The following is a 13,584-nucleotide window of genomic DNA, read 5'->3' as shown; positions in this document are numbered from 1 at the left end:
TTCAGTAAAAAGATGTTTGCCAAATAGCAATCAAACTTTAGTAAAGAGGTTTTTAAATCTGTTTACAGGTTATTTTAGCTATATGTTTTGTTTTCCTTATCGGAAAAAATTCCGCCGTAGAGCGAAAGCATTTAGCATATACTTTTTATTTACTTAACTTATTTTGGCATTTCGTAAACGTAACGCATTTGCAATTACAGAAACAGAACTAAAACTCATAGCCAAGGCGGCAATCATAGGCGAAAGTAAAATCCCGAAAAAGGGAAACAGAATTCCGGCAGCAACCGGCACGCCAAGACTGTTATATACCAAGGCAAAAAACAAATTTTCTTTGATGTTTTTCATTACTTTCTCGCTCAATCTTCTTGCTTTTACAATACCGTGCAAATCTCCTTTTACCAAAGTTATTTTTGCACTTTCTATAGCAACATCTGTTCCGGTTCCCATTGCAATGCCAATATCGCTTTGGGCTAGGGCGGGAGCATCGTTAATACCATCTCCGGCCATAGCTACTTTCTTGCCTTTTTCTTGCAGTTTTTTTACTTCTTTTTGTTTATCTTCTGGTAACATTCCTGCTTTAAAACTGCTTAAACCAATTTCTTTGGCTACAGCTTGAGCGGTTTCTTTGTTATCTCCGGTAAGCATTATTACTTCAATTCCTTTTTCTTGAAGCGCTTTTACTGCTTTTTTACTGGTTTTTTTAATTGGGTCGCTAATTACCATAAAGCCGATAGCGTTTTCTTGAGTGGCTATGTAAGAAACCGTTTTGCCTTTGGCTTGCTCTCTTTCTACATTTTCTTGTAGAGCTTTTGAGATGCTTATTTTATTGTCTTCTAAAAGACGTTTGTTTCCCAAAAAGAATTTTTTATCTTCTATTTCTCCGCTTACGCCTTTACCGGTAATGCTGTTAAAGTTGTTTGCTTTGCCGGCTTTTATTTCTTTTTCTTTGGCATAATTTAAACTGGCTTGCGCTAAAGGATGTTCGCTATATTGGTTTAAGGCTATAATTTTTTCAAGAATTTCTTCTTCCGTAAAGTTATTGGCAACACCAATTTTTTCTACTGCGGGTTTGCCTTGTGTTATTGTGCCGGTTTTATCTACAATTAGCGTGTCTATATCTACAAAACCCTCTAAAGCTGCGGCATTTTTAATTAAAACCCCGTTTTGCGCGCCTTTACCAACGCCAACCATTACAGACATAGGCGTTGCTAAACCTAAAGCACACGGGCACGCAATAATTAGCACTGCTACTGCATTTACAAAGGCGTAAACCAAGGCGGGATTTGGGCCAACCAAAGCCCAAACAATAAATGTTAGGATAGAAATTATTACCACAATTGGTACAAAATAACTGGCAATCTTATCTGCCAAACGTTGTATTGGGGCTTGACTACGGCTGGCTTGGTTTACCATTTCTATAATTTGCGACAGTAAGGTTTCGCTACCTATTTTTTCTGCTTTCATTACAAAAGTTTGTTGCCCGTTTATGGTACCCGAGCTAACTTTATCGCCTTCTTGTTTTTCTGCCGGAATTGGCTCTCCGGTAATCATAGACTCGTCTATACTGGTTTTTCCCTCCGTTATTTTTCCGTCTACGGGAATTTTTTCCCCGGGTTTTACTCGAAGTAAATCGCCTTCTTCAATTTTATCAATACTTATTTTTACTTCTTCGCCATTTTCTATTTTGGTGGCTTCGTTGGGAGCAAGTTTTATTAATTCTTTTACTGCAGAATTGGTTTTGCTATGCGCGCGAGCTTCCATAACCTGTCCCATTAAAACCAAAGTAAGTATTACCGAAGCAGCTTCAAAATAAACGTGAACAACCCCGCTTTCTGATTGGAATTGCGGCGGAAAAATATCTGGAAACAACAAACCCACCACACTAAAAATCCACGCTACGCCTGCGCCAATGCCTATAAGCGTAAACATATTGAGGTTCCAGGTTTTTATAGATTTGTAGGCGCGTTCAAAAAACATCCAACAGGCGTAAAATACAACTGGTATGGATAAGAAAAATTGAATCCAGTTCCAATACTTTAAATCCAGCCAATTGTAAAGCGGATTGTTGGGGAGCATTTCTGACATAGAAATCAAGAAAATAGGAAAACTAAAGGCAATAGAAATCCATAATTTCTTTTTAAGCGCAATAAAATTCTTTTCTTCGCTAGAAAGGTCGGGTTCTTTTGGTACCAAATCCATTCCGCATTTTGGGCAACTTCCCGGTTCGTCTGCTTCTATTTCGGGGTGCATTGGACAGGTATAAATTGTTTGTTGTCTTGTTGGTGTTTCTTCTACCAAATCCATTCCGCAAACGGGGCAATCTCCCGGTTGGTCGTAGGTTTTATCGCCTTCGCAATGCATTGGGCAATAGTAAACGCCTGTGCCCGTACTTTTTGGTTTTTTCTTTTCTGGTGCTTTTTCGCCAAGCTTAGTTATTTGATAACTATCAGCATCTTTTTTAAATGCTTTTTGTAATTGTTTTAAAGTTACGGGTTTGCTAGTGGTAATTTTTGCTTTTTTGTCTTCTAAGTTTACACTTGCATTTTCTACGCCTTCTATATTTTGTAGCGTTTCTTCTACGTGCGCGCGACAACCCTGGCAAGTCATTCCGTGTACAGAATAGGTTTTTTCTTGTGCTTCCCCTTGCTTCCGCGGAAGCGAAATTTCATAACCGCTGCCATCTTTTTCTAGCGCATTTTGTAAAGATTGCAATAAATCTTCCGGTTTTTCTTCTTGCTTGATCTCTATGGTGGCTTCTTGTTTCTCTAAATTTACTTGAGCGTTTTTTACTTCTTTAACTTGTTGTAAAATTTCTTCTACGTGCGCGCGGCAACCTTGGCAAGTCATTCCGCTTACTGTATATATATAAATCATCTTTTTTCTGTATTTTAAGGCAAGTTAACTGCTATTATCGAGAAAACTTTTCATAATTACAGAAAAGGTTTACAGAATTTTATCTAAAGGTTTTCTGTTCCAGTTTTTGTTGTTTTTATACTCGCTCATCGTGGTTTTGGTTACCGATTTAAACTGGCTGGATAAGTGGCTAATGGAGTTATACCCAAGTTGATAAGCTATTTCTGAAAAAGATAGCTGGTTCATTTGTATAAGTTCTTTTGCTTTTTCTATTTTTAACCGAATAAAAAATTGTTCTACGGTTTGCCCTTCTGTTTTTCTAAAGGTTTTGCTTATAAACGCATAATCTTTACTCATTTTTTGTGAAAGAAAAGAACTGATATTTTTTGTATTTTTTTCTTCTTCCAGTAAATTGATAAGGTTTGCTTTTACTTTTTCTGAAAGTTGTAAACTGTTGTTTTCTAAAAGCTCAAAGCCGCCTTCGTTTAGGTTTTTCCGTAAAGTATTTATAGAAAAATCTTCTGAAATTTCTGTTGTAACTTTGCCTAATTCTGTTTTTAAGGGTTTTGCATTTAGGTTTTTCAAAATACTTTCTACCGCGATTTTACACCGGTCACAAACCATATTTTTTATGTAAAATTCTTGTTGCATAGCTGTTTGGCTTAAAGTACAAAAAATTTAACCACAAGACCACCTGCTAACCATATATAGCAAATAAAAGCTGCATATTTTAAGATGCTTTCTAATAATTTACTTTTTGGCGCCATCTCGCTCATTTTAAAATCTACATCTTTTTTTCTAAAAAAACCTAAGTAAACCAAATAGGAGGAAAGCAGTAAAAAACCAATGTTTAAAAAGAAGGTGTAATCTAATTTAAAAAACTCCTGATTTTTTACGTTGGTTTGCGAGGGATCTGGAATTAGATTTAAGGCATCAAAACCATAATGTAAAATTAAGGAGCTTCCTATTAGGGCCGTAAAGAGTAAAAATAATATAAACAAAGACATTTTCCAGCCGTAATATTTGGCGTTGATGCGCAAAACCGGAAATACTACCAAATCGCTAAAAATAAAAGCAATTACCCCGGCAAAACTTACGCCTTTACCAAATAATAAAGCCGCGAGTGGAATATTGCCCATAGAACCAATAAAGGTTATAAATGCCACCACGGGACCAACTATAATATGTTCTAAAATTTCGAAAAAAGAAAAATCGGTATTACCCGAACCACTGTTTATAAATAAGGTTTGAAAAAAAGAATCTGGAATAAAAGCCGCAACTATACCGGCTATTGTAAAGCCTACCGTTACGTCTTTCCAAACCATTTGCCATTCCATTTTATATTTTTTTGCAACTTTTGCCCAGCTGCTTTCTTTTTTAATTTGCTTTTTCCAGTTGGTAGAATTATCTATTGTCTCGTCCTCTTCTTGTTCGAGATTTTCGCGAGCTTGTTGTATTAATTTCTTAGGATTTATAAGTCGGATTAATAGCCAGCAAATTAAAATTAATAAAATACCTCCCACATATTCTCCTACTACAAATTGCCAGCCTAAGAAAATAGAGATTATAATTCCGAGTTCTATTACCAAATTGGTTGAAGCCAATAAAAAAGCGATAGAACCTACAAAACTTGCTCCTTTTTTAAATAAAGATTTGGCAGAAGCCAAGGCGGCAAAACTGCAAGAACTGCTTATAAAACCAAAGAAAGTGCCCAACAGTACGCTTTTACCATCTTTTTCTCCCATGGTTTTTTGCATGCGTTTTTCGGTAACAAAAATCTGAATCATACTACTAATGATGTAACCTAATATAAATGCCCAAAGCGCCATCCAGAAAAAACCTACTGCGGTAAATGCAGCTTCTCCCCATTGTGTTAAAAAAGAGTTCATACGTCTCGTTTTTAATTTTTATAGAAGTAAAAAAAGCTAATCTAAAGACCCGGAGCAAGAGTCTTTAGATTTTTTAAAGTGATTTTATTTAATAATTGCTTGTACAGAACCGCAATGCAACATTTTATCTCCAAAATAAGGATTAAAAATTTCTTCGTTTACAGAGAACCAAAACGCACCCTCATCATTAAAAGCCATTGGGCAATATTGTTTAAAAATCTCTCCTTCTTTTAGAGCCGCTTGTAGAAAAGGTTCAATTTTTTGACTTAATTCATTAAAAAGCTCTCGTTGTTCTTCTACATCTTCCAGTTCGCCAATTTTGGCCATAAGTGTATAAATTTGTGGCTCATGAAATTCACTTTTTTCTTCGTGGTTATCTGCAAAGTCTTTTGCTATACGTTGGGTTTCTTCGGCGTTTGTTTTTACCAATGCATTTTTAATATCCAGGTAGGTATAAAAAACTTCGGCTTCTTTTTCGTGTCTAAAATCAATTCTACGATCTTGGTTCTGATCATTTTTTACAGTATTTTCTTGTTTTACCTCTTCTTTTTGCATATCGCTTTTAGATTCGTTTTTACACGCGGTAAAACTCAGTGCTGCAATTGCAATAATTCCTAAGGTTTTGAATTTGGTTTTCATTTTGAAATGGTTTTAATATTAATTAATTTAAAGTTAGTGTTTTTTTGATTAATTGAAATTTATATGATGCATATTCTATTAATATAAGCTCTTTTCTATACACTAATAGTTTAACTTGTTACATATTCTATAACCGCTGTTTATATATAAGAATCGTTAACGGCTTCTATTTTCTTTAATTGAAATTTAAGCTGTAAGCATTGCTTTACGGGAAATTTTGCCTCTGGGGTTCCGGTTCTAATTTCGGGCTCGTTCAAAAAATAACCTGCTTCAAAATATGTCTTGGGAAGACTTTTTACTTCCTTTATTCTTCTTGCGATTCACGATATTGTAATTTCAAGCCTTCTAAACGCGGACTATTGATTATTTCTGTCTCTATAAATTCTTCTAAAGGTTGTCCATATAAAGAAGAGTTGAAAAACAGTAAAAGAGTAAATAAAGCACAAAGTTTTTTAGAAAATATGTTTTGATAATTTTGCTAAATTACTTAAAAAATTATGCTAACCTACTAAAATCAAAAGTATAGAAAGAGAAATAATTTAAACAAAAAAACCGTTTAAGATTCTCTAACAAAGATTTCTTAAACGGTTGTTCAATTATAGATTTTGAAGGTTTTTAATTCACTTCAAATGTTATTTTTACGTTTACCCGAAATTCGGCTATATTGTCTCCATTTACCGTAGCGGTCTGCTCGTTAATATAAACCGATTTGATATTCTTTACGGTTTTAGAAGCATGTTTTACTGCTTTTTGAGTTGCATCTTCCCAACTTTTTTCTGAGTTTGCTAAAATCTCTACTACTTTTAATACTGCCATAATTTAATTTTTTTGGTTATACTTAATTTAGCCTTAAAGTATAAAAAAAGAAAGCCAGCGGAAAATAATTAACAGGAATTTGTTACTATAAGCTTTTGGTTTTTAATAAATTAACATTTTTGTTGCTTTATCTAATCGTTTTATTTTGCTTTAAAAGCTTTTTGTAGGTATGTACTTTTTAAGATTTTTATCTTGAAATACCTTCCTGAAAAAATTAAAAGTTTCTTTCGCTTTTTCCAGCATTTGTTCTTTTTGAGAAGCGGTAAAGCTGTATTCTTCCATTTTATTTTGAAACTTTTTCCAATCTGCTAAATTTTCCCGCTTTCCGCTAAAGAAATTTTGGGTAGGTAAATTTGCTAGGGGAGGGCATTTTTTTAAATGTTTAGCAATTACCATTCCGCCTAAAGCAGAACCCTCTACAACATATTGCGCTCCCAAAGCTTCCGCAGAGTTTTTACAAGAAAAAGAGTAAGTATAATTATTTAAGTTGGGAGATTGGATGCTTAGATTTTTTAAATCTTTTTGAAGAACCGCGGCTTTTTCCGGCTGAAAATCATCTAAATTATCTGCAATAGCATTTTCGGTAAGGGCGTAAGCTACGTAGTTTTGAAGTAGCAAAAGATGAAATTCTTCTTTGCTAATACTTTTATCTATAATTTTGTTGGCTAGATTTTCATTTTCTGTCGCGGTATGAAGATCTCTGGTTTCATTCTTTAAGGTCGTTAGCATGTTTATCGTCTTGTAAAGAGTCTATATTTTCTCGTATTTTTTGAAGGTTTTCTTGCTGCTCCGTAGAGTCGCTCCTAAGGTTATCTAAATACCGTTTAATGCGGTTTACCGTCATTTTATTTCTTCTAATTTGCTCGCGCAAAGCCTCTTGTTTATTCATGTTAAAGACAAACTTTTTAAACAGAGGTCGTATTTTTTCGTGCAAGTTTGGCAAGTGTTTCTTTAAGATAAAACCATCTGCACCAGATAAAATAGTGTTGGCGGCCAGTTCTTCGTCTTCTAAAGTTCCCGTAATAAAGATGAATGGTAAGTTTTTATCGTTTTCTTTGGTGTATTCTAAAATATCCAAACCTGTGCACGTTGGCAAATTATAATCTGATAACACGATATCTGGCACAAAAGAAGTTAGTAGTTCTTTAAAATCGGCTAGATTATCGGTTACTTTTATTGTAGGATTTGTAACTACCTTTTTTATGTGCCTGGTAATTAAATCTGCATCTATTTGGTAGTCTTCTACCAAAACAATCCGTAAAGGTATTTTTATCATTTTTAAAAAGCTTATCTCAGACTGCTAAGATAAAATAAAAAACCGAACCTTTGCCGGGTTCACTCTCTGCCCAAATTTTTCCTTGATGTTTTTCTATTACTTTTTTTACGGTGGCTAGGCCAATGCCAGAACCTTCTATGTTTTTGGGAGCTAGACGTATAAAGGGTTCAAACAATTTTTTAGCATCTTCTTCTTTAAAACCAATACCATTATCTTTAACATAAAAAACGGTATTTTGCTGTCGTTTTTCAAAACCTATTTTAATGTGTGCGTCTTGTTTTTCGGCGCTATATTTTAAAGCATTTTCCAGTAAATTGGTAAAAAGTTGCTCTATCATTTGTGCATCTCCAAAAATGTTGGGCAAATTGGGAATTATCTCTATTTTGGTTTGCGGATAGTTTTTAGCTACGTTATTCTTTTTTAAAATATTTTCTATTAAAGTAACCAAAGCTATTTTGGTTGGCCGAATATTTCCTGCTGCATTTTTAGCATAATTTAATAAGTTTTCTATCAACGTATCCATTTCGGCAGTTGCTGTAGTCATTGTCTCTACAATTTGCGGTAGCTCTTCTGTTTTGCCTTCTGCCAAATCCTCTTGTAAAATTTTCAGGTAACTTTTAATTCCCCGCAAGGGAGCACGTAAATCGTGAGAAACCGTGTAGCTAAAGGTTTCCAGTTCTTTATTGGCCAAAGATAATTGGTTGTTTAATCGCGAAACTTTATCTTTTTTTTGTGCCAATCTAAATGCCGAAATATTTTCTAAAAGATTTTCTGCTGCTTTTATATCATAACTTTTCCAGGCTTTAGAAATACCAGATTGTTTTGTAGTCCACTTTTCAAAAGAAGTACGGGGACTCATCGAGGTAAGATCGTCTTTGGTATTGTTAATTATTTCTGGTTTTCCGCCCCAGCTTACTTCTTGTGCTTCTTCGGGACGAAACCAAAGTACAAAATTTTTATCGCTTTGGTCTAAACGTAAACTCAAAATACCCGAAGCGTTTTGAGCATAAGCTTTTGCGGAAGGAAAAGTAGCGCCAAGATTTCTCTGAAAATAAACATTTTCCGGTCTATTTTTTAAAAATTCTTCTTTTAGCTTAATTATCTCTTTTTCAGTAGGGGTTTTGCCTAGTAATTTAATGGTATTATCAAGAATTAATGCGCCACCGGAGCAAGATACCAAATTGGTAAATTTGGTTTTAAAAGCAGTTAAAGCTTCCGGTAAGTTTTTGCTATGCCGCATTTGTGTTACTAATTCTTTACGGAAATTATCGCTCTTTTCTAATTTGTTGAAGTAAGTTTTACTGTTTTCTAAAGAAAGTTTGTTAGAAAAGACTTGGGTTAAAAATTTGCACGTTTGGCGTTGGTAATAATTTATTTTTTTGGCGTAATTATGATGGCAAGCCAATAAACCCCATAAATCGCCATCTACAATAATTGCAGCGGTTAACGATGCGCCAACCTCCATATTTTTTAGGTATTGAATATGTATAGGAGAGACGCCACGAAGCTCTGATTTGGCAATATTGAGCGGTTTTTGCGTTAACGGAGAAATTTTAGGAACCAAATCTGCTGCCTTGTATTGCACATCTGCAATCATTCTTACGCCTTGTTGTAAAAAAATTTCTCTGGCCGGTTTAGGAATATCGCTTGCAGGATAGCGCAAACCAAGCCAGCTTTTCATTTCCTTTTGTTTTTCTTCTGCAATTACTTCGCCATTCCATTCGGCATCAAATTCGTATAGCATTACCCGATCATAACCAAAGCTTTCGCGTACCATTTTTACGGTTTGCGCTGCCATTTCTGGTATGCTTTGGGCGTTGTCTAAAAAATTTATTAGTTGCGATAATTCTTTTTGAAGCAAAAGCGGTTCTGCTATTTCTTCCCAAGGCTCAAAATCTATAAGCAAATGCTTATTGTGTAGGGTAGGGAGCATAAACCAAGCTGCGTTGCCAATGTTTACTTTTTCTACAGAAAAGTTGGTGGGTTTTTCTTTTATATTTTGAAATTGCTGTAACCCATCTTTTGGTAAAATTTGAGCTAAGTTCTGGTTTAAAATAGCGTCTTTTTTTAGACCAAGAAAACGCTCGACATTTTCGCTAACTTGCAGTATTTGTAAAGTAGCAGGTTCGCAAACTAGCACAAAACCATAATCTTGCGTAAACGGAATAATTTGAATGGGCTCTTTATCGCAATTGGTAAGGTTTACATTTTCTTGGTATTGTTTTAACCTCATTTAGCTTTTATTTTAAAATAAAATGTGCTTCCAACTCCAACTTGAGAATCTACCCAAAGCGAGCCTTCGTGTAAGGTTACAATTTTTTCTACGTGTGCCAAACCAACTCCGGTGCCATCATAATCTTTTTCTGCAGATGGTACACGATTAAAAATAGTAAAAATACTTTTTTGATCTTCTTCCGAGATTCCTATGCCGTTATCCATAATAGTAAACACCCAATAATCTCCCTCGGGATAAGCAGAAATTCTTATTTCCGGTTTGCGGTCTTTAGAAATATACTTTAAAGCATTGCTCATTAAATTCTGAAACAATAAACGCAATTCTACTTCGTATGCTTTAATTTTTGGTAATTTACCAACGCTTACACGTGCTTTGGTATCTTTTATACGTTTGCTTAAATCGTATTTCACCACTTCTACCAACTCTCGCGTATTTACTAGCTTCTTATTGGTATTTCTACCAATACGAGAATGTTCTAACAAGGCTTTAATTTGCTCAGACAAACGGTTGGAAGCTTGATCTATATAAGAGATGTAATCTTTTCCTTTTTTATCTAGCTTATCGCCATAAATTTTACCAAGAATATCGCTACCAAATTTTATGGTAGAAAGCGGTTCTTGCAAATCGTGTGAACAGATACTTACAAATTGTTCTAAATCGCGATTAACTCTAACTAAATCTGCTTTTTGCTCTTCTAATTCTTTTTGCGATTTTTTCTGTGCGGAAATGTCTACACAAGTAAAACGATGGTTTATAATATTGTCATCTTCGTCTACCTCTGCGGTAATATGCATAATTACCGAAATTTCTTCGGCTTCTTTGGTAAGTAATAATTGCTCTATATTTTTTAGAACCCCTTCTTTTTTAAATTCTTTATGCCTTTTAATGGTTTGTAATTGAGAGTTATCTTTATAAAGATCTAAAATAGACTTTCCTATCAATTCTTCTTTTTCTTCATAACCCAGTTTCTCTGCAGCTTCTATATTGCAATGGGTAATCTGATTAGAAATTGGTTCTACACTAAAGTGCATAACCGGATCTTCTTCATAAAAAGATTTAAAGCGTTTTTCGCTAGCTTCTAATTTTCTTTTTGCTTTTTGTAACGACTCGATGTTAATAAATGTGATTACTACCCCAACCATCTCTTCTCTAGAGTTTAAAAATGGCGAAATACGTTGCAAGAAATTAACGCCGTCTTTTGCCACAATATGTCGTTCTAAACTTTTGCCGGTTTTTAAAACACGCTCACAGCGCGAAACCAAATCTTTTCCTTTCCGTAAAGTAAAATTGGCTGTAAAATCGTTAATTGGTCTTCCTAAATCTGATTTTAACAGACTAAAATGTCGTTTGATGGCGGGAGTAAACTTTCTTATCTGAAGTTTATCGTCCAAAAAGATGGTACCAATATTGGTGCTCTCTAGCAGGTTATTCATATCTGCATTAAGTTGCGATAAGTCTTCCATCTTTTGCACATTTTCTGCATTAACGGTATTTATTTCTTCGTTAACGCTTTGCAATTCTTCGTTGGTGCTTTGCAGTTCTTCATTAGATGCCAAAAGCTCTTCGTTGGCTGTTTGTAACTCTTGGTTACTGCTTTCTATTTCTTCTAAAGATTCTTGTAATTCTTCTTTTGTTTTTTTGAGTTCGCGCTCCAGTTCTTCTATATACTCTTGCGAGTGCGTGCCCGGCTTTAAATTTTCAATTTTTTTAACCTTGTCTAAATTTATATCGGTTTCTATAAAATTTAGAATTAGACCGGTTTCATTACCAAATTTTTCTACTTTAAAAGGTTTACAAATTAGTTTTAAACCTATAGTTTGATCGTCTTTTTGTAAATTGAAATTGTCGTATTGTAAAGTGGTGTTTTCTTTAATGGCCTTTTTACCCGTAGTTTTTACAACTTGGCGCAAGTCTTTATCCATCATATCCAGTAAATTGGTGCTAAAGCCTTTTACCGGTAAATCTGCATATTTTCTAAACTCGCCAAAAGCTTCTAAAATAGTAAACTCTACATCTACCAAAACACTTGCTCCGCCAAAATGTTCTAAGATGTTTTCTGTTAAGGCAGTTTGATAGGAATGTTTAGAAAACGTGTTTTTGTTGCTTTTTGTAAGTGTTTTTTTCTTGACGGGTTCTCTATTGGTGACTTCTTGTTTTCTGGGAGAATGCATATTGCTGCTGTCTAATCTTTTTTTCGGAAATTTATTTTGATAAATTTTGTAGCGTCTGTTTATCTCTTCAAAATGGTCGTGATGTGTGTGTACGCTTTCGCTGGTGCCCAAGATTAAAAATCCTTTATCTTTTAACCCGTAATGCAAAGCATTTAAAGCTTTTTGCTGATTGAAAAGTTGGAAATAAATAAGCAAATTACGACACATAATAATGTCCATATTGCTAAAAGGCGGATTTTTAAGTAGATTATGTTTAGAGAAAATGACCATTTTTCTAATCTTATCTACTACTTGGTATTTATCGTTTTTTAAAACGAAATATTTTTCTAGTAAATCTGGCGGAATGTCGCTTATAACACTTTCAGAATATACACCTTGACTTCCAATTTCTAAATGATCTTTAGAAATGTCTGTAGCAAAGATTTTTACTTCCAAGTTTTTTTCTTGGTTTTGCATTTCTTCATAAATACTTATAGCCAAAGAATAAGCTTCTTCTCCAGTACTACAGGCAACATTCCAGATTTTTAATTTTTGAAAATTGCGTTTACTCTGTATGATTTGCGGTAAAACTTCTTGATGCAAACATTGCCAAACTTTTTGATCTCTAAAAAAACTGGTAACCCCAATAAGAAACTCTTTAAATAAGCATTCAACTTCTTTTGGCGTTTCTTTTAATACATTATAATATTCTTCTAATGTTTTTGCTTTACATACTTTTATACGCCGCGCTAACCTTCGCGCTAATGTAGAATATTTGTAATGGGCAAAATCGGCGTCGGTTTGTTTGTTAACCAACTCCAAAATATCGTCAAATAGGTCTTTGTCGTATTCAACTTTATCTTGGTCAATTTTAATAATAAGAGGAGAGTTAATGTACTCTTCAATTTCGTTGCCCATATTTTCCGCGGCAAGCGTATAATCTACCAATCCCGTTTGCAAAGCAGATTTAGGCATACCATCAAATTTTGCCTGCTGCGGGTCTTGCACCATAATCATCCCGCCTTTTTCTTTTATAGCTTTTACACCTCTGGTACCATCGCTGCCGGTTCCGCTTAAGATTATGCCTATGGCATTTTCTTGTTTATAATTGGCCAAAGACATAAAAAATAAATCTATTGGCAAATTAATACGGTTTTTTTTCTCTTTATCTATGAGCTCAAATTTGCCGTCTTTTATAACCGCATTACTTTTAGATGGAATCAAATAAATTTCACCCTGCTTTATCGAGGTGTTTTGCCGCACTTGTTTTATGGGTAAATGCGCAAATTTTTTGAGCAATTGCCCCATCATACTTTTATAATCTGGCGATAAATGCTGAATTACGACATAAGTATTTATGTCTGTTTTAGAAAGGTTGCTAAAAAATACTTTTAAAGCTTCTAAACCGCCGGCACTCGCGCCCACCGCTATAATCTTAGAATCTTCTCTTTTAACTTTTACGTTAGCAAGCTTATTTTTTGGGATGGTATTATTTTTCATTCTTTTTTTGCCTAAACGGTAAAATTACTAAATTATTTAATATAAAAAATGTGGTATTCCGTAGAAGCTCAAAAATACAGGCTTTTAGGTAATTAAGAAGCTTTTGAAAATGTTTTTACGGAAAAATTTTTATTCTTTTGGATTGTTATAAGAAAATGAAGAAAAATAGAGAATATAAAAATAGAAAATGAGGGAACGCTTTAAGCTGCATGCGGGATTTTAATA

General features: G+C 34.2%; 9 protein-coding genes. All 9 read right to left on the bottom strand.

Annotated elements, in window-relative coordinates; translation table 11 throughout:
* Window positions 1-153 precede the first annotated feature (153 nt).
* The gene (locus FKR84_RS11040) at window positions 154-2,874 is read right to left on the bottom strand and encodes a heavy metal translocating P-type ATPase (RefSeq protein WP_141422373.1); all 2,721 of its coding nucleotides are present in this window, start codon (window positions 2,872-2,874) and stop codon (window positions 154-156) included.
* Between the two features lie 69 nt (window positions 2,875-2,943).
* Entirely contained in the window at window positions 2,944-3,504 is a 561-nt protein-coding gene (locus FKR84_RS11035; RefSeq protein WP_141422372.1) for a helix-turn-helix transcriptional regulator, read from the bottom strand.
* An 11-nt stretch (window positions 3,505-3,515) separates the two neighbouring features.
* Window positions 3,516-4,742: a permease gene (locus tag FKR84_RS11030; protein ID WP_141422371.1), complete on the bottom strand. Its 1,227-nt coding sequence runs from the start codon at window positions 4,740-4,742 to the stop codon at window positions 3,516-3,518.
* An 84-nt stretch (window positions 4,743-4,826) separates the two neighbouring features.
* The gene (locus FKR84_RS11025; protein ID WP_141422370.1) at window positions 4,827-5,381 is read right to left on the bottom strand and encodes a DUF3347 domain-containing protein; all 555 of its coding nucleotides are present in this window, start codon (window positions 5,379-5,381) and stop codon (window positions 4,827-4,829) included.
* 615 nt (window positions 5,382-5,996) lie between these two features.
* A complete protein-coding gene (locus tag FKR84_RS11020) occupies window positions 5,997-6,197 on the bottom strand; it encodes a dodecin family protein (protein WP_141422369.1) in 201 nt (66 codons plus the stop codon).
* A 150-nt stretch (window positions 6,198-6,347) separates the two neighbouring features.
* On the bottom strand, window positions 6,348-6,926 hold the full coding sequence (locus tag FKR84_RS11015) for a biliverdin-producing heme oxygenase (RefSeq protein ID WP_141422368.1): 579 nt from the start codon (window positions 6,924-6,926) through the stop codon (window positions 6,348-6,350).
* Window positions 6,904-7,473: a response regulator gene (locus FKR84_RS11010; protein ID WP_141422367.1), complete on the bottom strand. Its 570-nt coding sequence runs from the start codon at window positions 7,471-7,473 to the stop codon at window positions 6,904-6,906. The genes FKR84_RS11015 and FKR84_RS11010 overlap by 23 nt, the downstream gene beginning before the upstream one ends.
* Window positions 7,474-7,489: 16 nt before the next feature.
* Window positions 7,490-9,706 carry an ATP-binding protein gene (locus tag FKR84_RS11005; protein WP_141422366.1) on the bottom strand — a complete coding sequence of 739 codons (2,217 nt, stop codon included), beginning with the start codon at window positions 9,704-9,706 and terminating at the stop codon, window positions 7,490-7,492.
* Complete coding sequence (locus FKR84_RS11000; RefSeq protein WP_141422365.1) at window positions 9,703-13,359, bottom strand: CheR family methyltransferase; 3,657 nt, start codon at window positions 13,357-13,359, stop codon at window positions 9,703-9,705. The genes FKR84_RS11005 and FKR84_RS11000 overlap by 4 nt, the downstream gene beginning before the upstream one ends.
* Window positions 13,360-13,584: the final 225 nt, after the last annotated feature.

It is taken from the genome of Haloflavibacter putidus (genome assembly GCF_006546625.1).
GTDB lineage: Bacteria > Bacteroidota > Bacteroidia > Flavobacteriales > Flavobacteriaceae > Mesonia > Mesonia putida.
The sequence above is the reverse complement of the archived record's forward strand: the minus strand, read 5'-3'. Positions and strand labels throughout refer to the sequence as shown.